Origin of the sequence: Cutibacterium namnetense, from assembly GCF_001642025.1 — a bacterium.
Taxonomy (GTDB): Bacteria; Actinomycetota; Actinomycetes; order Propionibacteriales; family Propionibacteriaceae; genus Cutibacterium; species Cutibacterium namnetense.
Window position 1 is genome coordinate 139179 of the sequence record NZ_LWHO01000008.1, and the last position, 21407, is coordinate 160585.

Here is a 21407-nt window from a genome sequence, read left to right on the forward strand (position 1 = left end):
GCCCCAAGCTCATCGAGGAGCAGCGTCAATTTCCTGTTCGCGCGGTGTGCGTAATCGTACATACCCCGCCCGTGCGGCACTGAGATCAAATTACCCCCGGCACGCCGTGTTTGGTGCCCTACCCGTTGATAAAAACGGGAGGGATGGAAAACCGTTCGGTCTCCCATCCCTCCCATCGTCAAGCGGTCGTATTCATGACGAGAAGAATTCAGCGCTTGGTAACGCTGCCACCAGCCTTCTCGATCTTTTCCTGGGCCGACTTCGACCACGCGTCAACCACGAGGTCAACCTTGACGGTCACCTCGCCGGTTCCGAGAACCTTGACGAGTTCGTTGTCACGCACAGCGCCAACAGCGACCAGGTCGTCAACGGTGATCTTGCCACCCTTAGGGAACAGAGCCTCGATCTTGTCCAGGTTTACGACCTGGTACTCGGTGCGGAACGGGTTGTGGAACCCGCCCAGCTTCGGGGCCTGCATATGAATCGGCATCTGGCCGCCCGCGAAGAACTCGGGCACGTTCTTGCGTGCGCCGGTTCCCTTGGTGCCGCGACCAGCAGTCTTACCCTTGGAGCCCTCACCACGACCAACGCGGGTCTTGGTCTTGTGGGCACCAGGAGCGGGCTTGAGGTCATGGAGCTCAATAGCCATGTCAGTCCACCTCTTCCATGGTGACGAGGTGACGAACGGTCTGAACCATGCCGCGGAACTCCGGGCGGTCTTCCTTGATGACCGTGTCACCGATGCGCTTCAGTCCGAGGCTGCGCAGGGTCTCACGATGATTCGGCTTCGTAGCGATGCCAGACTTGATCTGGGTGATCTTCAGCTTGCTCATCAGTTAACCCCCGCCTTCTCCTCCATGCGGGCAGCAGCGGCGGCCTCGTCGGCCTCCTTGCGTGCACGCAGCATGGCTGCCGGGGCGACGTCCTCGACGGACTTGCCGCGGCGACGGGCGACCTCTTCGGGCTCCTCGAGCTGCCGCAACGCGTCGACGGTGGCGTGAACCACGTTGATCGCATTGGAGGATCCGAGGGACTTGGCGAGCACGTCGTGCACGCCGGCGCACTCGAGAACAGCGCGGGCCGAGCCACCGGCAATAACACCAGTACCGGGGGAAGCCGGACGCAGCATAACGACGCCGGCCGCCTTCTCACCGATCACCGGGTGGGTGATGGTGCCACCGACCAGCGGCACCTTGAAGAAATGCTTCTTGGCTTCCTCAACGGCCTTGGCGATAGCTGCGGGCACCTCCTTAGCCTTGCCGTAGCCGACGCCCACGTTGCCCTCGCCGTCACCCACGACGACTAGCGCCGTGAAGCTAAAGCGACGGCCACCCTGGACCACCTTGGCGACGCGGTTAATGGCCACGACGCGCTCGAGATATTCGTTCTGATTGCGGTTGCGATCGTTCTGGCCACGACGGTTGTCACGGCCACGACGCTCACCACTTGCACCGCCACCGCGGCGCTGGGTTCCACTCATCGTTGCTCACTTGCCTTTCGTGGGTCAGAAGTCGAGACCGGCCTCGCGGGCCGCATCGGCCAGCGCGGCGATCCGCCCGTGGTACTGGTTCCCGGCCTTATCGAAGACGACCGTGTTGATACCAGCAGCCTTAGCGCGCTCACCGATGATGGTGCCGACGCGGGCCGCCTTCGCGGTCTTGTCTCCGGACATCTCGCGCAGCTCAGCCTCCATGGTGGAGGCCGACACCAAGGTGTTGCCGGCAACATCGTCGATGACCTGAACGAAGACATGCTTCGACGAACGGGTCACGACCATGCGGGGACGTTCGACGGTCCCGAAGATCTTCTTGCGACCGCGGGCCTGGCGACGAGCACGTGCCTTGGCGCGGTCGGACAGGCTCTTGCGAACAGTCAGGGTGCTTGCCATGTCACTTACCTGCCTTTCCAACCTTGCGACGGACGTTCTCGCCCTCGTAACGCACGCCCTTACCCTTGTAGGGTTCCGGCTTGCGGATCTTGCGGATGTTGGCCGCGGTCTCACCCACGACCTGCTTGTCGATGCCCTGAACCGAGAACTTCGTGGGGTTCTCGACAGCGAAGGTGATTCCCTCTGGGGCGTCGACGATCACCGGGTGCGAGAAGCCGAGGTTGAACTCGAGCTGCTTAGGTCCCTTAGACAGCACGCGGTAACCCACGCCCTGAAGTTCCAGCTTCTTCTCGTAGCCCTCGGTCACACCGATGACCATGTTGTTGATGAGGGTCCGAGTCAGCCCGTGCAGTGAGCGATTCTCACGCTCGTCGTCGGGACGCTCAACGAGGACTGCGCCCTCATCATTCTTTTTCACGGTGATGGGTTCGCAAACGGTGAGATTCAGGGTTCCCTTGGGACCCTTCACCTCCACGTACTGCCCATCAAGCTTCACCTCGACACCGGACGGGACGGCGATGGGAAGCCTGCCAATGCGCGACATTGATTACTCCTATCTGTCTCGTCGACGGTCACCACACGTAGGCGAGGACTTCCCCGCCTACGGACTTCTCATGGGCCTGCTTGTCAGTAAGCAGTCCCTGAGAAGTGGAGATGATAGCGATGCCCAGGCCGCCGAGTACCTTCGGCAGGGCGGTGGACTTGGCATAAACGCGAAGTCCGGGCTTGCTGATACGACGAACGCCAGCGATGGAACGCTCACGATTCTCGCCGTACTTAAGGGTGAGGGTCAGGGTCTTGCCGACCTCGCCCTCCTTGGGTTCGTTGACCTTGTAGTCGGCGATGTAACCCTCGGACTTGAGGATGCCGGCGATTCCCGCCTTGATCTTCGAGTGAGGCATCGACGTCTGGTCGTGGTACGCCTGGTTGGCGTTGCGCAGACGGGTCAGCATGTCTGCGATCGGGTCAGTCATGGTCATGGCTGGTTTGGCCTCTTTCTCACAATGGTTTCCCTGGTGCCGTCTCCTAGTGGGATTTAGCCCGGGACCTTCTGTGTTGTTCAGGTATGTATGAGGCGGGTTACCAACCCGCCGGGGGCCTTGTCGGGCCCGTGGATCAGCATCCTTGACGGACGCGCGCGGTCACCAGGAAGACTTGGTGACACCCGGGAGCTGACCGGCGTGGGCCATCTCACGCAAGCAGATTCGGCATAGGCCGAATTTGCGGTACACCGAGTGCGGACGACCGCAGCGCTGGCAACGGGTGTAAGCACGGACACCGAACTTAGACTTTCGGGCCGCCTTGACCTTCAGAGCTGTCTTGGCCATCAGATCCTCACTTCTTCTTCTTCTTGGCGTAGTAGGCGGGACCGCGCTTGGTCTTCGCCTTCTTCGGATCATCCTTCGCCTTGAACGGGAATCCCAGGTGCTTGAGCAGGGCCTTGCCCTCCTCGTTAGTCTGTGCGGTGGTCACGAAGGTGATGTCCATGCCGCGGACGCGGTCGATCTTGTCCTGGTCAATCTCGAGGAACATCACCTGCTCGGACAGACCGAAGGTGTAGTTACCCTTGCCGTCGAACTGGTTCGAGTTGAGACCACGGAAGTCGCGGATGCGGGGCAGGGCCAGGGTCAGCAGACGGTCGGCAAACTCCCACATCCGATCACCGCGAAGGGTGACGTGGCAGCCGATCGGCTGTCCCTCGCGCAGCTTGAACTGAGCGATCGACTTGCGAGCTTTGGTGACCTGCGGCTTCTGGCCGGTAATGGCGGTGATGTCGCGAACGGCACCGTCCATAACCTTGGAGTCGTGTGCGGCATCGCCGACACCCATGTTCACCACGATCTTCTCGAGACCGGGGATGAGCATCGGGTTCTGGTAGCCGAACTCCTCCTGCATGGCAGCGCGGATCTGCTCGCGGTACTGCTTCTTCAGACGAGGCATCTCGTGCGCGATGGCGTCGGTGCTCACTTGGCCTCCTCCTTCTTGAGGTAGCGGACGCTGCGCTGGGCGGCGTACTCGGAGCCGTCGGGGCGACGCTTGGTGACGTCCACGCGACGATAACCGACGCGAGTCACGACGTCCTTGCCGTCGATCTTGGTCACGAGCTGAACGTTCGAGACATGGATCGGGGCTTCGGACGAGATAATGCCACCCTTGGTGGTGCCGCCCTGTGGGGTGGGCAGGTCGCGACGATGGTGCTTACGAATGTTCACACCCTCGACGACGACGCGTTCACGCTCCGGATCCACCGAGAGAACCTCGCCGATGGCGCCCTTGTCGTTGCCAGCGATGACCTTGACACGGTCACCCTTCTTGATCTTGAGCGTCTTCATTCAGATCACCTCCGGGGCGAGCGAGACGATGCGCATGAACTTCTTCTCGCGCAGCTCGCGGGCGATGGGGCCGAAGATACGGGTACCACGAGGCTCCCCGTCTCCCTTGAGGAGGACGGCAGCGTTCTCGTCGAACTTGATGTAGGACCCGTCCGGGCGGCGGTGCGACTTGACAGTCCGAACGACGACGGCCTTAACGACCTCGCCCCTCTTCACGTTTCCGCCGGGGATGGCATCCTTGACGGTGCACACGATGGTGTCACCGAGGTAGGCGTAGCGACGCTTCGATCCACCGAGAACACGGATGCAAAGGAGCTCCTTCGCACCAGTGTTGTCGGCGACCTTGAGTCGCGTCTCCTGCTGGATCATGTCTTCTCCTTTGTCCCACTGGTTCCCTCCCGGGCCTGGTAGGACGTTGAACACGAACCCCCTGGATTGTGCCAGGGGGCAACCCGCACCTCAGGGGGTACGCGGCTGTCGTCCGCGAGAGGTCCCGCCACCCTCGGGCGGCGCACGGTGATCTCCGTCTCGGTAGAGTACGGCGACTCCGCACTGTGCTTAAAGGTGGGCACAGTCGCAGGACAACTTGAATATTGTAGCTCTCGTCGCAACGGATTGCCAGTCGTCGCGGTTGCATCCCACACAAAGTTAAGCGGAACGCTGCCTGCCTCTCCCCCACCAAACACAACAAGGCGACCCATCCTTTCGGATGAGTCGCCTTGACGTCAGTGTGGTGATTGCTTCACCAACCGATCACTTGGCCTTCTCGACGATCTCGACGAGGCGCCAGCGCTTGGTAGCCGATAGCGGACGGGTCTCCATGATCCGAACGCGGTCGCCCATACCGGCCTCGTTGTTCTCATCATGGGCCTTCAGACGCACGGTCTTCGTCATGACCTTGCCGTACAGCGGGTGCTTGACGCGATCCTCGATCATGACGGTGATCGTCTTGTTCATCTTGTCGGACACAACCAGTCCCTCACGGACCTTGCGGCGGGTCGTCCGCTCAGCGGTGTTCTCGCTCATGCTCAGGCCTCCTTAGTGGAATCGGGATCATCGACGATATTGAGGTTGCGCTCCTGAAGCACGGTGTACACCCGGGCGATATCCTTGCGGACCTCACGCAGGCGAGCCGTATTCTCGAGCTGACCAGTGGCCGACTGGAAACGCAGCCCGAACAGCTCTTCTTTAAGTTCGCGAACCTTGTTACGCAGCTCTTCACCGGAAAGCTGGCGCAGCTCAGCAGCAGAAAGCTTCGGCATCAGTTGTTACCGCCTTCACGGGAGATGAAACGAGCCTTCATCGGCAGCTTGTGGATGGCCAGACGCATGGCCTCGCGGGCCACCTCCTCAGGCACACCCGACAGTTCGAAGAGAACTCGTCCGGGCTTGATGTTAGCGATCCACCACTCAGGCGTACCCTTACCGGAACCCATACGGGACTCGGCGGGGTGCTTGGTCATCGGGCGGTCCGGGTAGACGTTGATCCACACCTTTCCACCGCGCTTGATGTAGCGGGTCATGGCGATACGGGCGGCCTCAATCTGACGGTTGGTCAGATACCCACCCTCGGTGGCCTGGATGCCGTAGTCACCAAAGGCCAACTGGGTGCCACCCTTAGCAGCGCCGGTCCGCTTGGGATGGTGCTGCTTGCGGTACTTCACTCGACGAGGAATCAACATGTCAGGCTCCTGCGTTCTCGGTCTGCGGGGCCGGGGTCTCAGCGGACTGCTTAGCGGACTCGGCGCGACGACGCCCACCGCGGCGGTCAGGACGGTCGCCCTTGCCACGACGGTTTCCACCGCGTCCACCACGACCACCCTGGGCGGCCTGGCGAGCAGCCTTCTGGGCAGCGCGCTCGGCGCGGGTGCCGGTGACGTCGCCCTTGTAAATCCACACCTTGACGCCAATGCGACCGAAGGTGGTGCGGGCCTCGAAGAAGCCGTAATCAATGTCAGCGCGCAGGGTGTGCAACGGCACACGGCCTTCGCGATAACCCTCGGAACGGCTCATCTCAGCGCCGCCTAGACGACCGGAGCACTTGATACGAACACCAAGAGCACCAGCGTTCATAGCGGACTGCTGGGCCTTGCGCATGGCGCGACGGAAAGCGACGCGGGCAGCAAGCTGCTCGGCGATTCCCTGAGCGACCAGCTGGGCATCAGTCTCAGGGTTCTTGACCTCGAGAATGTTCAGCTGGATCTGCTTGCCGGTGAGCTTCTCGAGCTCACCGCGCACGCGCTCGGCCTCTGCGCCATTGCGCCCGATAACAATGCCCGGGCGGGCAGCGTAAAGGAAAATGGTCACCCGCTCGGAGCGACGCTCGATCTCGATGGACGAAAGACCGGCGCGCTCCAGGTTCTTGTGGAGCCACTCCCGGATCTTGACGTCCTCACCCACGAGCTCGGCGTACTGCTTCTCGGCATACCAGCGGGTCTTGTGATCGGTCGTCACACCGAGACGGAAACCATGGGGGTTGATTTTCTGGCCCATGTCAGGCTCCCTTCTCGGTCTCGGACTTGGCTGCAGTTGCCGGACGACCCGACTTGGCCTTCTTACGGGCCTGACGGGCTTCCTTAGGCTCGACAACCACGGTGATGTGGGCGGAGCGCTTCAGAATCCGGCTAGCGGATCCCTTGGCGCGGGGACGGATGCGGCGCATGGTGACGCCCTCATCGACAAAGGCCTGCGAGATGTACAGGTCGTCGGCGCGCAGGCCCTCGGTCTGCTCGGCATTGGCCATAGCTGAGGCAATAACCTTGCGAATCGGCTCAGCCGCGGCCTGCGGCTGGAACTTCAGCATGGTCACCGCATCAACGGCGTCCATGCCGCGAACCAAGTCGACAACGCGACGGCACTTGCTGGCGCTCATCCGCACGTGACGCGCAATGGCGTACGAGCCGGGTCGATCGCCGAGCAGGGCGGCGCGACGGCTGGGCCTCTCAGTGTTGCTCATGAATCAGATCCCTCTCGTCAGCGCCTGCGCGCCTTCTTGTCGTCCTTCACGTGACCCTTGAAGGTCCTGGTCGGGGCGAACTCACCGAGCTTGTGCCCGACCATCGACTCGGTCACGAAAACCGGGACGTGCTTACGGCCGTCATGCACGCCGATGGTGTGCCCGATCATATCGGGGGTGACCATGGAGCGACGCGACCAGGTCTTGATGACGTTGTGTGTGCCCGCTTCGTTCTGGGCAGTGACCTTCTTGGCCAGATGCTCGTCGACGAAGGGGCCCTTTTTCAGACTGCGTGGCATGTCTCAGACTCCCAATCAGCGCTTCTTGCCGGACTTGCGGCGACGCACGATGAGACGGCTGCTCGCCTTTTTCTTGTTACGGGTGCGACCCTCGGGCTTGCCCCAAGGGCTCACCGGGTGACGGCCACCGGAGGTACGACCCTCACCACCACCGTGCGGGTGGTCGATCGGGTTCATAACCACACCACGAACGGTCGGGCGGATGCCCTTCCAGCGGTTGCGGCCAGCCTTACCCCAGTTGATGTTGATCTGCTCGGCATTGCCGACCTCACCGATGGTGGCGCGGCAGCGAATGTCGACCATGCGCATCTCACCGGAGGGGAGGCGCAGGGTGGCGTACTTGCCCTCGCGGGCGACCAACTGCACCGACGCTCCGGCGGAGCGCCCCATCTTGGCGCCACCACCGGGGCGTAGCTCCACAGCGTGAACCGTGGTACCGACCGGAATGTTGCGCAGCGGCAGGTTATTACCCGGCTTGATGTCAGCCTCGGGGCCAGACACCACGACGCTTCCCTGGCCAACACCGTCAGGCGCGATGATGTAGCGCTTCTCACCGTCAGCGTAGTAGAGCAGGGCGATGCGGGCGGTGCGGTTCGGGTCGTACTCAATATGAGCGACCTTGGCCGGCACGCCGTCCTTGTCGTAACGCTTGAAATCAATAATGCGGTAGGCCTGCTTGTGTCCACCACCGATATGTCGAGTGGTGATGCGGCCTGTGTTGTTGCGTCCACCGGTCTTGGGCTTGGCAACGAGCAGGGACTTCTCAGGGGTCGAGCGGGTGAGCTCGACGAAGTCCGACACGCTCGAGCCGCGACGGCCCGGAGTGGTGGGCTTGTGCTTGCGGATACCCATTGGTACTTCGTTCCTTCTCTCGCGGCTCAGGCGACCGGGCCGGTGAAGATGTCGATGCGATCACCCTCGGCAACAGTCACGATGGCGCGCTTGGTGTCGGGACGCTTGCCCACGCCGGTGCGCGTGCGGCGTACCTTCCCCTTGCGATTCATCGTGTTCACCGAGGTGACCTTCACACCGAAGATCTGCTCGATCGCAATTTTGATCTCGGTCTTATTGGCAGTCGGCTTGACCAAAAACGTGTAGGTGTTCTGGTCCAGCAGGCTGTAGCTCTTCTCGGAGACAACCGGGGCGAGGATGATGTCCCGGGGATCTCGGATCTTCAGCTCGCTCACTTGGCGTCCTCCTTCTTGGAGTCGGACTTAACGGCGTTGACGAAGCCAGCGGCCTCAGCAGCCGCAGCAGAACGGAACCACACCTCAGCGATGGTGCGTCCGTACCACGGGGATGACGGCTCGTGGAACTTCATGGAGTCCTCGTTGCCCTTGATGTCGAACCCAGCCGGCGGGATGTCACCGCGGAAGGAGTCTTCACCGTAGGGATGCTGGTCGGCGACGTTAGTCTCAGGAACCTCAGGCTCAGCGGCCAGGGCCTGGGTGCTAGCACTGCGAGCGCCGACGAATACGTCGAGGCCAGCCTGACTGAACACGATGGTCCGGGCGTTGACAACGTCGTAGGTGTTGAGCTGATCGGCGGCCAGGACGTGAACCTCACTGAGGTTACGTACCGATAGCCAGTCGATTTCATCGCTGCGATCCAGGACGACGAGCACCTTACGGAGCTCGGTCAGACTAGACAGCATTGCCTTGGCCTGCTTGGTCGAGGGCTTGTCACCGTCAACCAGCGAAGTCACGACGAAGATGCGGTTGTCGCGAGCCATATCGGACAGGGCCCCACGCAAAGCAGCGGCCACCATCTTCTTGGGGGTGCGCTGGGCGTAGGAACGCGGCTGCGGACCGTGAACGGTGCCGCCACCGACCCACTGCGGTGCACGAGTCGAACCCTGACGAGCACGACCGGTGCCCTTCTGGCGCCACGGCTTCTTGCCACCACCGGAGACCTGGCCACGAGTCTTCGTGGCGTGGGTGCCCTGACGAGCAGCCGCGAGCTGGGCGATGACGACCTGGTGGATCAGCGGAATGTTGGTGTTCGCGTCAAAGACGTCACCGGGAAGCTCGGCCGATCCGGCCTTCTTACCCTTGACGTCGAGGACGTCGATGGTCTTGGTCTCGTTCATGCGGCATCCCCATTCTTGGCGGCCTTCTTGGCGGCACTGCGGACGACGAGCAGGGAACCCTTCGGGCCGGGAACTGCGCCGCGGACCAGCATGATACCGCGCTCGGCGTCGACGGAGTGAACCTGCAGGTTCTGGACAGTCACGCGCTCAACACCCATGCGGCCGGCCATGCGGAGGCCCTTAATGACCTTGCCTGGCGTCGAGCAGCCGCCGATGGAGCCCGGCGAGCGGTGCTTACGGTGCACACCGTGGGTGGCCCGCAAGCCACCGAAACCGTGACGCTTCATAACGCCAGCGGTGCCCTTGCCCTTGCTGGTGCCAGTAACGTCCACGAAATCAGACTCGGAGAACACGTCGGCGGCGATCTCCTGGCCCAGGGTGTACTCGGAGGCGTCGGCGGTGCGCAGCTCGACGAGGTGACGTCGAGGGGTCACGCCGGCCTTCTCAAAGTGGCCAGCCTCCGGCTTGGTGACGTTCTTGGCCTTGATGGCCCCGTAGCCAAGCTGGACGGCGGAATAGCCATCAACCTCGGGGGTGCGCACCTGGGTGACGACACACGGCCCGGCTTGGATGACGGTCACGGGAACAAGCTTGTTGTGCTCGTCCCACAGCTGGGTCATGCCGAGCTTGGTGCCCAGCACGCCCTTGACGGTGCGTTCATTGGTCATGGTGCTCAACCTCACGGAAGCTTGATCTCGATGTCGACACCAGCCGGCAGGTCGAGACGCATCAGCGAATCGACTGTCTTCGGGGTCGGCTCGAGAATGTCGATGAGCCGCTTGTGGGTGCGCATCTCGAAGTGCTCGCGGCTGTCCTTGTACTTGTGGGGCGAACGGATCACACAGAACACGTTCTTCTCGGTCGGCAGCGGCACCGGGCCGGCGACCTTGGCGCCCGTGCGGGTCACCGTGTCGACGATCTTGCGCGCCGACGAGTCGATGACCTCGTGGTCGTAGGCCCGCAGCCTGATGCGGATCTTTTGTCCCGCCACAGTTGTTCCTTCTACTCGTCTCTGCCGCGTCCAAGATTCCCTGGCGTGGGAGTCCGGTACGCCCAGAGGGTTCCGGCGTGAGGAGCGAACTCCTCATTGGTCCCAACTTCACGGTCCCGCAGATCTGGAGACCGTAAAGTCACGTCGCTCCTCTCCGACCCACGCGCTCGGGCGTGTCGCGCATCGCAAACCGCAGAACACCACCGCTCACCAGCCGTTGAGGACCCCGTGAACACTGTGGATTTGTCTACGATCACCCGATGCTAACCCGCTTCCGTGGGTCCGGCAGCGGACTCACCTTGGCGGTGACACCTCTACCGTCGGACTCCAGTGGCCGGGCCCGATCTCAAAGGATCATGGGCGTGACGCACTGCAGCCCCGTTCGGAGCAACTTGTTCATTCTGTCACCGACGAACCAGCAAGGCAAATCGACGCCGACGGCAGCCCCAACAGCGACCCAGCAGTTGAATGGTGTTCAATTATTACCCGGTTACCGACGCCGAGGAGTCATCATGTCACCGTCATCGCAAACGCCCACAACCAGGTGGAGTGTGCACATGAGGGCCACCGGAACCCTCGACGGCGCGCCCTATCACGTCAGCGGAGCCGAGTCGCTCGTTGCACCGGGAATGATTGAGCAGACCGTGGCCGGCCTGACACGACGCGCTCTTGCGCCGGGGCATACCGTCAAGGCCCAGCAGGTGCGACTCAGTCTGGATCAACTTGACGTAGAACCCACCGTCATTCGTGCCCTTCCCACTGAGCTTAAGGAATGTCCTGACACCGCGGCAGCTCGCCAGCACTTTGTCGACGTGTTGTCCCGTTTTGTTCCCAATCCCGCCGAGACACTGCGCATTCTCACCGAAGCCCCGACCATGCGAGGAGCCGCAGTGATTGAGGTGGGAACTGGCCGTCGGCTAGAGGCTGATCCCCTGCGCGGGGTGCGAGTCACGAGGTTCGCAGACCTCACCGACGCGGCCCCCGGAACGTCTTTAGCACACAAGAAACATCATCACGAAGCCGTATTGCTGGCCAGCAAAGTCGCAGCTGCGCCGGGAGTGCTGGCGCAGTTCTGTATTTCCGACGATCCCCACTACACCCGTGGCTACGTCTGTGTCGACGGGGTCTATACAACGGTGACCAACGTCAAGGCTGACGGCGACCCTAACGGTGGACGCGTCATCCTCGTCGACACCGCATATGCCAATGAGGCCACCGTCACCGCATGGCTCGAAAACCACCCCGTGCTTATCAGCCCTGTCACAACCAGCGGCCTGAAGACGACCCCCTGGCATGATCACATCGTCGGTCGTCTCAACGCATGGCGCACTGCTGGCCTCGAGCGCCGTCCCCGCACCTTCTGTTCCCCCCAGGATCCTGACGCCGCCACAACCGACGGGCCCGCCCTGCTGTTCTCGTCATCGGACTACCTCGGCTTGTCGACCGAGCCTAAGGTTCAGCAGACCATGATCAACACCGTCACGAGGCTCGGCAGTAGTTCGGGTGGCTCTCGCCTCACGACGGGCACTTCCGTAGCTCACCAGCAAGCAGAACACGAAATCGCCGCGTGGTTGGGATACCCGCAAGCCGTGTTCATGGCCAGCGGGTATCAGGCCAATATTGCGACCTTACAGTTGCTTGCTGACCCTCACGTCACCGTCATTTCCGATGCTGACAACCATGCCAGCTTGATCGACGGGTGCCGCTTGGCGCGAGCGCGCACCGTCGTCGTCCCCCACGCTGACCTCGACACTATTGACACAGCCCTTGATTGCGTCACGACTGACAGAGCCCTCGTGCTCACCGAAGGCGTCTACTCCATGGGCGGCGACGTCACCCCTGTCGCCGATGTGGTGGAGATTGCGCACCGCCACGGTGCCCTCGCTGTCGTCGACGATGCTCATGGGATTGGTACGGTCGGGCCCACTGGCCGCGGCGCGACCGAGGGGCTCCCGCCATCACAACGACCCGACGTTTTGTTGGGAACTGCGAGCAAAGCTCTCGGAGTCGAGGGTGGTTTCGCATGCGTCGACGAAACTCTGGCCGCCTTGATGCGCAACTGCGCACGAGGGTACGTGTTCTCCAGCGCCCCTTCCCCTGTCATCGCGGCAGCCGTCGCCGCGTCGGTTCAATATCTACGAACTGAGACCACTCGGGTCCGTCGTCTTCAGGCAAACGTCGCCCAGGCACGTCGCCTCCTGGCCGAAGCCGGCCTCATCCCGCCCTCGGCCGCCCATGATCGCGGCCCGATTATCCGGATCCCCGTTGGGTCCGAATCTCGTGCTGTTGCAGCTCAGGGAGAGCTGGCTCGTCGCGGCCTCATGGTCGGTGCGATCCGCTACCCCGCCGTTGCGAAGGGCGACACCATCCTGCGTATCTGCCTGACGGCACGTCACACTGACGAGCACATTCGGATTCTCGTCACGTCCCTCCGCGAGGTTCTTGACAGCGCCGTCACCGACACACCACGGTGACGTTTTTCGGGAGGCCATAATACTGCGGAATCCGCGTTTCATCCCCACCAGACACATGGCGATGACTGACAGTATGTTCACAAAAACGACCGGGTAATTTGTGAACGAATAACTGACGGAGTGGACGACGAACAACGCTCGTTTAGGAGCCTCCCCGTGTATTCAGTCGCTGCTCTGTTCCATCTCAGTCTCAAACCTCCCCATACGACGAAGAGTCGACTCCTTGCCCAGAATCTCCATCGCTTCGAACAGCGGCGGAGACACCCGCGAACCGGTCACGGCCACCCGCACCGGCGCAAAGGCCAGGCGCGGTTTGATGCCCATCTCGTCGCACAGTCGGGCGCGCAGGGCAGTTTGGATAGTGTCGGCGGAGAAATCGTCAAGTCCGTTGAGCACCTCAACGGCGGCATGCTGGATGTCGTCGGCTCCTGGCTTGAGCTTGGCCACGGAGTCCCCGTCGAAGACCAGGGCGTCGTCGTCGATCAGTAAGAAGGCGAGCTTGGGTAGGGCCTCGGACAGCAGCGTCAATCTTTCACGAACCAGCGGCATCGCAGCCTGGATGACGCAACGATCTTCCTGGGTCAAATCACGACCCAGCACTTGTCGCGCCTGGCCCATCCGGTCGGCGTACTCGAGCACACGATCGGTGAGGTCCTCGGCGTCAAGGCTGCGGATGTATTGACCGTTGAGCCAGTCCAGTTTGGTGACGTCGAAAACGGGGCCACCAGTGGAGATGTTTCCCCAATCAAACCGGGACACGAAGGAGTCGAAGTCCTCCATCTCCTGGCCCTCAGCAACTGTCGGGTAGGCCAGCAACTGAAGGAAATTACGCAACGCCTCCGGCAGATAGCCTTGCTCGCGGAACCACATCAACCGGGCGGCCGGGTTCTTGCGCTTAGAAATCTTGGATTTGTCAGTATTGCGCAGCAGTGGCATGTGAGCGAACTTCGGCGCCTCCCATCCCAGCCACTTGTAGAGCAACAGATGTTTGGGCGTCGAAGAAATCCATTCCTCGCCGCGTACGACGGTATCGATGCCCATCAGATGGTCATCGACGACGACGGCCATGTGATATGTCGGAAATCCGTCAGCCTTAAGGATCACCTGATCGTCAGGGCGAGGAGCGCGCACCGTTCCCCGGATGAGGTCATCAAATTCCAGATCGACATCTTCAGGAATAAGCATCCGAACCACCGGGGTCTCAGTGAAACCCGGCAACTTGGCCCTTTCTTCTTTCGACATCCCCAGACACATCCGGTCGTAGCCGGTCTCCGGTGACTTCGCCGCGGCGCGCTCTTCACGCAACTGCTTGAGCCTGTCCTGGGAACACCAACAGCGATAGGCGTGACCAGATTCGATGAGCTTCTCAACGAGCGGTTTGTATGTATCCAACCGCTCAGATTGTTTGTACGGCTCGTACGGGCCACCGACGAGCGGGGACTCATCAGGAGTCAGCCCCAACCACTCGAGCGTCTGATAAATCTGATCTTCCGAATCCACCACCAGACGATTGCGGTCGGTATCCTCAATGCGCAGCACGAACTGACCACCAGTACGCTGCGCCCACGCTTTGTCGAACAAGGCCATGTAGGCCGTGCCGACGTGAGGGTCACCAGTGGGCGAAGGGGCAACGCGCGTGCGCGCGGGATGCAAGTCAATCATGATGGCATGAAGTCTATCGGGATCCGCTGACAGACTCCGGTAAGGTTTCGGCCATGGCAGAACCTACTGGAAACCCGGCTGAGTCCGGTTCGGACTTCATTCATCAGGTTGTTCGCGCGGACATCGAACAGGGCACTTACAACGGCCGCGTCCAGACCCGGTTCCCACCTGAGCCTAACGGCTATCTCCACATTGGCCACGCCAAGGCCATCGTCACCGATTTCGGCGTTGCCGAGGACTTCGACGGCATCTGCAACCTGAGGCTTGATGATACTAATCCAGGCACTGAGGAAACCGAGTACGTCGAATCGATCATTGCGGACATTGAGTGGTTGGGCTACTCCCCCGCCCAGGTTGTCCACGCCTCTGACTACTTCGGGCAGCTTTACGAGTGGGCGAAATACCTCGTACGCGAGGGGCTGGCTTACGTTGACGACCAATCCCCCGAGACTATCCGTGAGCAGCGCGGCGGCTACGGCAAGCCGGGCATTGAAAGCCCCTATCGCGACCGCCCTGCCGAAGAGTCCCTTGACCTGCTAGAGCGGATGCGTATCGGGGAATTCCCCGACGGTTCCCGCTGCCTGCGCGCCCGCATCGACATGCAAGCCGAAAACATGTGGCTGCGCGACCCAGTTATGTATCGGATCCGCCACCAAGCCCATCACTCCACCGGTACCGAGTGGTGCATCTACCCCACCTACGACTGGGCGCATGGCCAGTCTGACGCCATTGAGGGCGTGACTCATTCACTGTGCTCTCTGGAGTTCAACAGTCATCGTCCGCTCTATGATTGGTTCCTTTCCCACCTACCCCTGGATGGCCCTGCGCCCAAGCAGCGCGAATTCGCCCGTCTCGAATTGACCCATACCATTACTTCAAAGCGCAGGCTCAAGTCCTTGGTAACCAACGGTGTCGTTGACGGATGGGATGACCCGCGCATGCCCACCTTGCGCGGTATGCGTCGTCGTGGCTACCCGGCGGCGGCCATTCGAGCTTTCTGCCAGGCCGTCGGCACTACCAAAAACAATTCGGTCAAGGCCATTGAGGAGTTCGAGTCCTTCGTGCGCCGCGAGCTCAACGCCACCGCCCAGCGACGGATGGCTGTGTTGCACCCCCTCAAGCTTGTCCTTGACGGTTGGCCGACCGACGACAACGGAAACCCGGTGGTGGAATGGTTCGAGCTCGTCAATAATCCGGAAAACCCTGACGACGGCACCCGTCGCGTTCCTTTCACCGGTGAACTCTGGATTGAAGCCGATGATTTCCGCGAGGATCCTCCTCGCAAGTTCTTCCGCCTCTCCCCCGGACGTGAGGTGCGCCTGCGCGGCGCCTACCTGGTGACGGCTACTGACGTCGTCAAGAATCCGGACGGAACCATTGCTGAGGTCCATGCCAGTTACGACCCGGAATCGCGCGGAGGGACCGCCCCTGACGGCCGCAAGGTGAAATCGACGATGCACTGGGTTTCAGCTGCCCATGCCATTCCCGTGACCGTCAACCTGTACGACCGCTTGTTCAGCGCTGAGATTCCTGGGTCGCAGACCGGAGAAGCCCTTGATGATCTCAACCCGCATTCGCGTGAAACTCTCACCGAGGTCATGGCAGAACCCGCCCTGGCCGATGTAGCTGCGGGCGAGGTCGTGCAGTTCGAGAGACTGGGATACTTCGCTGCGGATGGCGTCGCTACCGTGTTCCATCGCACCGTCGGTCTGCGTGACGAATGGGCCCAGCTGCAGAAGCGCCAGGCCTGACTAGAGGATGTTGATAACACCAGTCCATCGATGTGTCACCCAAGCGCCCCCTCATTTCGCATCCCCGTTAACAACCTCCACGGGTTCAGGCTCCGCAGCCAGTGCGGCGGAGCTGACAGTGTTGGCGACGACGGATATCCATGGGCATATCTTCGACTGGGATTACTTTGCTAATGCTCCCTTTCCACCTTCAGGTAAGGGGCGTTCCTCGGCTCCCCTGGGGGTAAGCCGGGTGGCCGCGATCGCGAAACAGGTCCGCACAGAAAAGGGTCCCGATTCCGTCGTCATGCTCGATAACGGCGACACCATCCAGGGCACCCCGCTGACCTACCTTTCAGCGAAGCAGCCCGAAAGACTCGCCTGCGATGAAGTCATGGCTCGAGCCTTCAACCTGGTGGGATATGACGCCGCAAGTATCGGCAACCACGAGTTCAACTACGGGATCGAAGAACTTTTTCGTTACCGAAACGCTCTCAACGCTCCCCTGTTGTGCGCCAACGTCATTGATGTCAAGACTGGCAAACCCCTCACCCAGGACAGTCTCATGCTTACCAAAAATGTTGACGGTCACGAGGTGAAGGTCGGCGTAGTCGCGGTCACTACCCCCGGATCAATGGTGTGGGACAAGGCGAATCTGGTCGGCAAGGTCGATATCGCTGACCCGGTTAAGACCGCTGCTCAATACTCAGTAAATCTTCATAGGGATGGTGCTGACGTCATCGTCGTGCTCATCCATGCGGGGCTCTCCGAGCACCAGGCCACTCCGGTATACAACGGCCTGCCCGAGAATAACGCCACCGTCTTGGCAAAGTCTGTTCCCGAGATTGACCTGGTTGTCATCGGTCACACCCATCAGGACATTCCCGTCAGGATTGTTGACGGTATCTCAGGGCACAAGGTCGTCATCACCCAGCCCGATTACTGGGCTCGTTCGGTATCTCAAGTGACGATTCCGCTGGATTTCTCCAACAACAAGGTGACTATCCACCACGATCAGGTCACCGTCGAGCCGCGTTATACCCGCGATGTTGAGCAGGACACAGAGTTCGCCACCGACTCCCGGCTGCTGACCGACCACATGGCCACCGTCACGTACGTCAACTCGGTGGTCGCCACCTCGACAACAAAGCTGGCAACCGAGCGCTCGATGGTCGAAGACACCCCGATTCTCGACTTCATCGGCAAAGTCGAGACCGATACCGTCGCCAAGGCGATCAAGGGTGGCACATATGACGGCATCCCGGTCATCACCCAAGTGTCACCGTTCTCTCGCACTGCGACCTTCCCGGAAGGCGACGTTAAGATCAAAGACATCGCCGGGCTGTACGTCTTTGATAACACTTTGGCCGGCATCCTGCTTACCGGTACGCAGCTCAAGGACTACCTGGAGTACTCCGCGAAATACTTCAAGCAGGTCGAGGACGGGGCCACCGTCAATGCGGCTGCGGCTAGCGAGGGCGGCGACTATCAGGGCAAGCCGGTGTGGGACTACAACTATGACGCCGTTACTGGGATCAGGTATTCCATCGATATTTCTCAGCCGGTCGGCAAGCGCATCCTGGGCCTGTCGTGGCAGGGTAGGCCGATCGATGGCGATCAGGACTTCGTACTGGCCATCAACAGTTACCGCATGAGCGGTGGCGGCGACTACCCGCACGTCACCGAAGCTCCGGTTGTCTGGGACGAGAGCCTCGAGATCCGCCAACTGCTCATCGACACTGCCACGGCGATGAAAACGATCGATCCGAAAGACTTTTTCGATCGCAACTGGTTCCTCACCACGAGCGGTGAGACGTGGCCCACCGGCGGGTAGGCCGACGCCCTCTTCGTCCGGACAACGTGGAAGAGTGCGATCATGGCAGGTGAAAGCCCCACACCATCGGTCTTGGAAGGATGTAGCGCTGACAACCCAAATCGTCCCGCGGGATCCCAAGCATAGACTCCCGGCTTGGCTGACCAACCGGCGTTGGCCGGCAAAGGTGCTGCGCCGTGCCAGCACCGCTGGCCTCATCTTTGCCCTGTTCGGTCTATGGACGGCCTTGACGCCGTCGCTGGTTCCCCGGACGTGGTGGATGGTCGCCGTCGATGTGTGGTTGTCGACGCTTTTCGCGTACGGGATTGGCGGGTTCATCGGCCGAATCTCGCGATGGCTGGCAGAGATCACTCGGTTGCAGGTGACCGTGTCGACCAGCGCCGTACGAGGGATTCGGCGCAGTTGGTATGCAATCCTTACCCTCATATCGCTCGGAATGTTCATATGGTGCACCCGGCAACAACGCTCGGTATCCGACGCTGTCGGACTGCCGCGTAAGGTCTGGTTTGCACAGACCGTCGGGGTGATGACGGGCCTCAGCTTTTTTGTTGCAACAGTGCTACTTATCCGTCTTATCTCTCACGGCATCCGAACTTTGTACACCGGTGTGCACCGTTTCATCGCCCAGCCAGTTCTCGCCGTCGTCGTCGTTGCTTTAAGCGTGGCTCTACTGCTGTGGGCGACCAATAACGTCATCGTAAGGACCACCGCCAACGGCGTCGCCCACATCATGGCGCAGACGAATGCCGAAACGGCAGCGGGACGTACCCCGCCGACGTCTCCGTTGCGGTCTGGCTCTCCAGCTTCCCTTCAGACGTGGGACAGTCTGGGCCGGGAAGGTAAAGACGTCGTCACCGACGGACCGAACGCCGCCATGATTAGTACGGTCATGGGCAAGCCGGCGAAGGAGCCAATCCGGGTGTATGCCGGACTCAATGCCCAGCGTGATTACATCGCGGAGGCTCATGGCGTGCTCGCGGAGCTCATTCGAACCGGAGCGTTCCACCGCAAGGTGCTCGTTATTCAGAATGGCACGGGCTCCGGCTGGGTGGAGGAATGGTCTATGTCTGCGGTCGAATATTTGACTCTCGGCGACTGCGCCACCGCCACCATGCAGTACTCCTACCTGGGCAGTGTTGGGGCCTTCCTCCTTGACCGCGAATCACCTAAGCAGGGGGCCCGGGCCCTGTTCACCGTCATCCATAATTACTGGACCACTCTTGATCCGCAGACTCGTCCCAAGCTGTACACCAGTGGGGTGTCTCTGGGGTCTTTCGGAGGGCAGGCTGCCTTTGCGTCGATCAATGACATGGCGTCGAAGGTCGATGGCGCTGTGTGGGTTGGCACACCCGGTTTCACCCCAATATGGAGGGGCCTAGAAGAGCATCGGCGCGACGGGTCTCCCGAAATCGTGCCAGTCATTGATAATGGCCGGGTCGTGCGTTTCATAGGGAATCCTCGCGAAATCACACATGATCACTGGGGCGCCCCCTACCCACCGTGGAGTTCACACACCCGCATTGCGTATGTTCAGCATCCTTCAGACCCTGTGACATGGTGGTCCCCCGAGTTGATTTGGGCTGAGCCCGACTGGATGCGTGAGAGAGCTGGCAACGACGTCAACCCCCACATCCTATGGACACCGTGGTCAAGTTTTTGGCAGGTGACCGCCGATATGGCCTTATCAACGACGCCCCCGGGTGGCCACGGGCACAACTACCACCGTGAATTCATCCCCATTTGGGCTGCCGTGTTAGGGGGCTCCTGCAGCGACGGCACCGTGGCTGCGATTGCCAAGGCGATTCCCATCACGTCTGCCCCTCGGTAGCGGGCGGGTTATCCTTCGTCCCTCAGATGCACGACCGGCCAGATATACGACGAGGCCCGTTCCCCTATCGGGGAACGGGCCTCGTGACGAGCTCAGATCACATCACTTGATGATCTTGGTGACTCGACCAGCACCGACGGTGCGGCCGCCCTCACGGATAGCGAACTTGAGCTGCTCCTCCATGGCGACCGGGTGAATCAGGTGCACAGTCATGTCGGTGTTATCGCCAGGCATGACCATCTCGGTGCCCTCGGGAAGCTCAACAGTGCCAGTCACGTCCGTAGTACGGAAGTAGAACTGGGGGCTGTAGTGGGAGAAGAACGGCTTGTGCCGGCCGCCCTCGTCCTTCTTGAGGACGTAGACCTGGCCCTCGAAGTCGGTGTGCGGGGTGGTGGAACCCGGCTTGGAGAGAACCATGCCGCGAACGACGTCTTCCTTCTTGGTGCCACGGAGCAGAACGCCGACGTTCTCACCAGCGCGACCCTCGTCAAGGATCTTGCGGAACATCTCGACACCGGTGACGGTGGTCTTCTGGATCTTGTCGTGAATACCGACGATCTCGACCTCTTCGCCCGTCTTGACAACGCCACGCTCAACACGACCGGTGACAACGGTGCCACGGCCGGTGATGGTGAAGACGTCCTCAATCGGCATGAGGAAGGGCTTGTCCAGATCGCGCTCAGGCTGCGGGATGTACTCATCCACGGCATCCATGAGGTCGAGGATCGACTGGGTCCACTTCTCGTCGCCCTGGAGAGCCTGGAAAGCGGAAATGCGAACGACAGGGCAGTTGTCGCCGTCGAACTCCTGCGAGGTCAGCAGCTCGCGGACCTCCATCTCGACGAGCTCGATGAGCTCCTCATCGTCAACCATGTCGCACTTGTTGAGGGCGACGACGATGGCCGGCACGCCGACCTGACGAGCGAGCAGGACGTGCTCACGAGTCTGAGGCATCGGGCCGTCGGTGGCGGCGACCACGAGGATGGCACCGTCCATCTGAGCAGCACCGGTGATCATGTTCTTGACGTAGTCAGCGTGCCCCGGGCAGTCGACGTGAGCGTAGTGACGCTTCTCAGTCTGGTACTCGATGTGGGCGATCGAGATGGTGATGCCGCGCTGACGCTCCTCGGGAGCCTTGTCGATCTGGTCGAACGGCGACTCCTCGTTCAGCTCCGGGTACTTATCGTGCAGCACCTTGGAGATCGCCGCGGTGAGGGTCGTCTTGCCGTGGTCGATGTGTCCGATGGTGCCGATGTTGCAGTGCGGCTTGGTCCGCTCGAACTTGGCCTTTGCCACTGGGGCTCCTTCTGGAATGTCGCCCGCT

General features: G+C 61.3%; 27 protein-coding genes. 4 read left to right on the plus strand and 23 right to left on the minus strand.

Annotated elements, in window-relative coordinates; all coding sequences use genetic code 11:
• Positions 1 to 208: 208 nt before the first annotated feature.
• The 21 genes from rplO to rpsJ form a co-directional block, all read right to left on the minus strand.
• Positions 209 to 649, minus strand: a complete 441-nt coding sequence (gene rplO / locus A5483_RS08790) for a 50S ribosomal protein L15 (RefSeq protein WP_003866448.1) — start codon at positions 647 to 649, stop codon at positions 209 to 211.
• A gap of 1 nt (position 650) precedes the next feature.
• Positions 651 to 833, minus strand: a complete 183-nt coding sequence (rpmD, locus tag A5483_RS08795; RefSeq protein ID WP_002549939.1) for a 50S ribosomal protein L30 — start codon at positions 831 to 833, stop codon at positions 651 to 653.
• Complete coding sequence (gene rpsE / locus A5483_RS08800) at positions 833 to 1480, minus strand: 30S ribosomal protein S5 (protein ID WP_003866499.1); 648 nt, start codon at positions 1478 to 1480, stop codon at positions 833 to 835. The genes rpmD and rpsE overlap by 1 nt, the downstream gene beginning before the upstream one ends.
• A gap of 24 nt (positions 1481 to 1504) precedes the next feature.
• Positions 1505 to 1888 carry a 50S ribosomal protein L18 gene (gene rplR / locus A5483_RS08805; protein WP_002549943.1) on the minus strand — a complete coding sequence of 128 codons (384 nt, stop codon included), beginning with the start codon at positions 1886 to 1888 and terminating at the stop codon, positions 1505 to 1507.
• Between the two features lies 1 nt (position 1889).
• A complete protein-coding gene (gene rplF, locus A5483_RS08810; RefSeq protein ID WP_003866494.1) occupies positions 1890 to 2432 on the minus strand; it encodes a 50S ribosomal protein L6 in 543 nt (180 codons plus the stop codon).
• Between the two features lie 28 nt (positions 2433 to 2460).
• Entirely contained in the window at positions 2461 to 2868 is a 408-nt protein-coding gene (gene rpsH / locus A5483_RS08815; protein WP_002514855.1) for a 30S ribosomal protein S8, read from the minus strand.
• 162 nt (positions 2869 to 3030) lie between these two features.
• Complete coding sequence (locus A5483_RS08820) at positions 3031 to 3216, minus strand: type Z 30S ribosomal protein S14 (protein ID WP_003866515.1); 186 nt, start codon at positions 3214 to 3216, stop codon at positions 3031 to 3033.
• Positions 3217 to 3223: 7 nt separating this feature from the next.
• Positions 3224 to 3856 carry a 50S ribosomal protein L5 gene (rplE, locus tag A5483_RS08825; protein ID WP_002549921.1) on the minus strand — a complete coding sequence of 211 codons (633 nt, stop codon included), beginning with the start codon at positions 3854 to 3856 and terminating at the stop codon, positions 3224 to 3226.
• Positions 3853 to 4221: a 50S ribosomal protein L24 gene (gene rplX, locus A5483_RS08830; RefSeq protein ID WP_063811601.1), complete on the minus strand. Its 369-nt coding sequence runs from the start codon at positions 4219 to 4221 to the stop codon at positions 3853 to 3855. Before rplX ends, rplE begins: the two co-directional genes overlap by 4 nt.
• Complete coding sequence (gene rplN / locus A5483_RS08835) at positions 4222 to 4590, minus strand: 50S ribosomal protein L14 (protein ID WP_002549916.1); 369 nt, start codon at positions 4588 to 4590, stop codon at positions 4222 to 4224.
• Between the two features lie 384 nt (positions 4591 to 4974).
• Positions 4975 to 5247 (minus strand): 30S ribosomal protein S17, encoded by a 273-nt coding sequence (gene rpsQ, locus A5483_RS08840; RefSeq protein ID WP_003866440.1) that lies wholly within the window; start codon positions 5245 to 5247, stop codon positions 4975 to 4977.
• 2 nt (positions 5248 to 5249) lie between these two features.
• Entirely contained in the window at positions 5250 to 5483 is a 234-nt protein-coding gene (gene rpmC, locus A5483_RS08845) for a 50S ribosomal protein L29 (RefSeq protein ID WP_002514861.1), read from the minus strand.
• The gene (gene rplP / locus A5483_RS08850; protein ID WP_063811603.1) at positions 5483 to 5902 is read right to left on the minus strand and encodes a 50S ribosomal protein L16; all 420 of its coding nucleotides are present in this window, start codon (positions 5900 to 5902) and stop codon (positions 5483 to 5485) included. Before rplP ends, rpmC begins: the two co-directional genes overlap by 1 nt.
• 1 nt (position 5903) lies before the next feature.
• Complete coding sequence (gene rpsC / locus A5483_RS08855) at positions 5904 to 6713, minus strand: 30S ribosomal protein S3 (protein ID WP_063811605.1); 810 nt, start codon at positions 6711 to 6713, stop codon at positions 5904 to 5906.
• 1 nt (position 6714) lies between these two features.
• Positions 6715 to 7176, minus strand: coding sequence for a 50S ribosomal protein L22 (rplV, locus tag A5483_RS08860; protein WP_002549914.1), 462 nt, complete (start codon positions 7174 to 7176; stop codon positions 6715 to 6717).
• 17 nt (positions 7177 to 7193) lie between these two features.
• The gene (gene rpsS, locus A5483_RS08865) at positions 7194 to 7475 is read right to left on the minus strand and encodes a 30S ribosomal protein S19 (RefSeq protein WP_002516048.1); all 282 of its coding nucleotides are present in this window, start codon (positions 7473 to 7475) and stop codon (positions 7194 to 7196) included.
• A gap of 15 nt (positions 7476 to 7490) precedes the next feature.
• A complete protein-coding gene (gene rplB, locus A5483_RS08870) occupies positions 7491 to 8327 on the minus strand; it encodes a 50S ribosomal protein L2 (RefSeq protein WP_003866439.1) in 837 nt (278 codons plus the stop codon).
• A 26-nt stretch (positions 8328 to 8353) separates the two neighbouring features.
• Entirely contained in the window at positions 8354 to 8662 is a 309-nt protein-coding gene (gene rplW / locus A5483_RS08875; RefSeq protein ID WP_003866519.1) for a 50S ribosomal protein L23, read from the minus strand.
• The gene (gene rplD / locus A5483_RS08880) at positions 8659 to 9564 is read right to left on the minus strand and encodes a 50S ribosomal protein L4, sunset domain variant (protein ID WP_063811607.1); all 906 of its coding nucleotides are present in this window, start codon (positions 9562 to 9564) and stop codon (positions 8659 to 8661) included. The genes rplW and rplD overlap by 4 nt, the downstream gene beginning before the upstream one ends.
• Positions 9561 to 10232 carry a 50S ribosomal protein L3 gene (gene rplC, locus A5483_RS08885; RefSeq protein WP_003866462.1) on the minus strand — a complete coding sequence of 224 codons (672 nt, stop codon included), beginning with the start codon at positions 10230 to 10232 and terminating at the stop codon, positions 9561 to 9563. The genes rplD and rplC overlap by 4 nt, the downstream gene beginning before the upstream one ends.
• 11 nt (positions 10233 to 10243) lie before the next feature.
• Positions 10244 to 10555, minus strand: coding sequence for a 30S ribosomal protein S10 (gene rpsJ, locus A5483_RS08890; protein ID WP_002514870.1), 312 nt, complete (start codon positions 10553 to 10555; stop codon positions 10244 to 10246).
• Positions 10556 to 11112: 557 nt separating this feature from the next.
• Between rpsJ and A5483_RS08900 the strand changes: the two genes are divergently transcribed.
• Entirely contained in the window at positions 11113 to 13029 is a 1917-nt protein-coding gene (locus A5483_RS08900; RefSeq protein ID WP_063811609.1) for a 6-carboxyhexanoate--CoA ligase, read from the plus strand.
• Positions 13030 to 13191: 162 nt separating this feature from the next.
• Here the strand turns inward: A5483_RS08900 and gltX are convergent, their stop codons facing one another.
• Positions 13192 to 14691 carry a glutamate--tRNA ligase gene (gene gltX / locus A5483_RS08905; protein ID WP_082864035.1) on the minus strand — a complete coding sequence of 500 codons (1500 nt, stop codon included), beginning with the start codon at positions 14689 to 14691 and terminating at the stop codon, positions 13192 to 13194.
• A gap of 53 nt (positions 14692 to 14744) precedes the next feature.
• Here gltX and A5483_RS08910 point away from each other — a divergent pair, with 53 nt between their 5' ends.
• Genes A5483_RS08910 through A5483_RS08920 form a run of 3 tightly spaced genes read left to right on the plus strand, consistent with a single transcriptional unit; the run spans position 14745 to position 20083 of the window.
• Positions 14745 to 16442, plus strand: coding sequence for a glutamine--tRNA ligase/YqeY domain fusion protein (locus A5483_RS08910; protein ID WP_063811611.1), 1698 nt, complete (start codon positions 14745 to 14747; stop codon positions 16440 to 16442).
• 7 nt (positions 16443 to 16449) lie between these two features.
• Positions 16450 to 18255 carry a bifunctional metallophosphatase/5'-nucleotidase gene (locus A5483_RS08915; RefSeq protein ID WP_063811613.1) on the plus strand — a complete coding sequence of 602 codons (1806 nt, stop codon included), beginning with the start codon at positions 16450 to 16452 and terminating at the stop codon, positions 18253 to 18255.
• Between the two features lie 34 nt (positions 18256 to 18289).
• Entirely contained in the window at positions 18290 to 20083 is a 1794-nt protein-coding gene (locus A5483_RS08920; protein WP_193790469.1) for an alpha/beta hydrolase, read from the plus strand.
• A 102-nt stretch (positions 20084 to 20185) separates the two neighbouring features.
• On the opposite strand, the gene tuf is transcribed toward A5483_RS08920, so the two are convergent.
• On the minus strand, positions 20186 to 21379 hold the full coding sequence (tuf, locus tag A5483_RS08925; RefSeq protein WP_063811615.1) for an elongation factor Tu: 1194 nt from the start codon (positions 21377 to 21379) through the stop codon (positions 20186 to 20188).
• Positions 21380 to 21407 lie beyond the last annotated feature (28 nt).

Coding starts and splice junctions, on each gene's coding strand:
- rplO (WP_003866448.1), bottom strand. CDS start 649: ATGGCTATTGAGCTCCATGACCTCAAGCCCGCTCCTGGTGCCCACAAG.
- rpmD (WP_002549939.1), bottom strand. CDS start 833: ATGAGCAAGCTGAAGATCACCCAGATCAAGTCTGGCATCGCTACGAAG.
- rpsE (WP_003866499.1), bottom strand. CDS start 1,480: ATGAGTGGAACCCAGCGCCGCGGTGGCGGTGCAAGTGGTGAGCGTCGT.
- rplR (WP_002549943.1), bottom strand. CDS start 1,888: ATGGCAAGCACCCTGACTGTTCGCAAGAGCCTGTCCGACCGCGCCAAG.
- rplF (WP_003866494.1), bottom strand. CDS start 2,432: ATGTCGCGCATTGGCAGGCTTCCCATCGCCGTCCCGTCCGGTGTCGAG.
- rpsH (WP_002514855.1), bottom strand. CDS start 2,868: ATGACCATGACTGACCCGATCGCAGACATGCTGACCCGTCTGCGCAAC.
- A5483_RS08820 (WP_003866515.1), bottom strand. CDS start 3,216: ATGGCCAAGACAGCTCTGAAGGTCAAGGCGGCCCGAAAGTCTAAGTTC.
- rplX (WP_063811601.1), bottom strand. CDS start 4,221: ATGAAGACGCTCAAGATCAAGAAGGGTGACCGTGTCAAGGTCATCGCT.
- rplN (WP_002549916.1), bottom strand. CDS start 4,590: ATGATCCAGCAGGAGACGCGACTCAAGGTCGCCGACAACACTGGTGCG.
- rpsQ (WP_003866440.1), bottom strand. CDS start 5,247: ATGAGCGAGAACACCGCTGAGCGGACGACCCGCCGCAAGGTCCGTGAG.
- rpmC (WP_002514861.1), bottom strand. CDS start 5,483: ATGCCGAAGCTTTCTGCTGCTGAGCTGCGCCAGCTTTCCGGTGAAGAG.
- rplP (WP_063811603.1), bottom strand. CDS start 5,902: ATGTTGATTCCTCGTCGAGTGAAGTACCGCAAGCAGCACCATCCCAAG.
- rpsC (WP_063811605.1), bottom strand. CDS start 6,713: ATGGGCCAGAAAATCAACCCCCATGGTTTCCGTCTCGGTGTGACGACC.
- rplV (WP_002549914.1), bottom strand. CDS start 7,176: ATGAGCAACACTGAGAGGCCCAGCCGTCGCGCCGCCCTGCTCGGCGAT.
- rpsS (WP_002516048.1), bottom strand. CDS start 7,475: ATGCCACGCAGTCTGAAAAAGGGCCCCTTCGTCGACGAGCATCTGGCC.
- rplB (WP_003866439.1), bottom strand. CDS start 8,327: ATGGGTATCCGCAAGCACAAGCCCACCACTCCGGGCCGTCGCGGCTCG.
- rplD (WP_063811607.1), bottom strand. CDS start 9,564: ATGAACGAGACCAAGACCATCGACGTCCTCGACGTCAAGGGTAAGAAG.
- rplC (WP_003866462.1), bottom strand. CDS start 10,232: ATGACCAATGAACGCACCGTCAAGGGCGTGCTGGGCACCAAGCTCGGC.
- A5483_RS08900 (WP_063811609.1), top strand. CDS start 11,113: ATGAGGGCCACCGGAACCCTCGACGGCGCGCCCTATCACGTCAGCGGA.
- gltX (WP_082864035.1), bottom strand. CDS start 14,691: ATGATTGACTTGCATCCCGCGCGCACGCGCGTTGCCCCTTCGCCCACT.
- A5483_RS08910 (WP_063811611.1), top strand. CDS start 14,745: ATGGCAGAACCTACTGGAAACCCGGCTGAGTCCGGTTCGGACTTCATT.
- A5483_RS08915 (WP_063811613.1), top strand. CDS start 16,450: ATGTTGATAACACCAGTCCATCGATGTGTCACCCAAGCGCCCCCTCAT.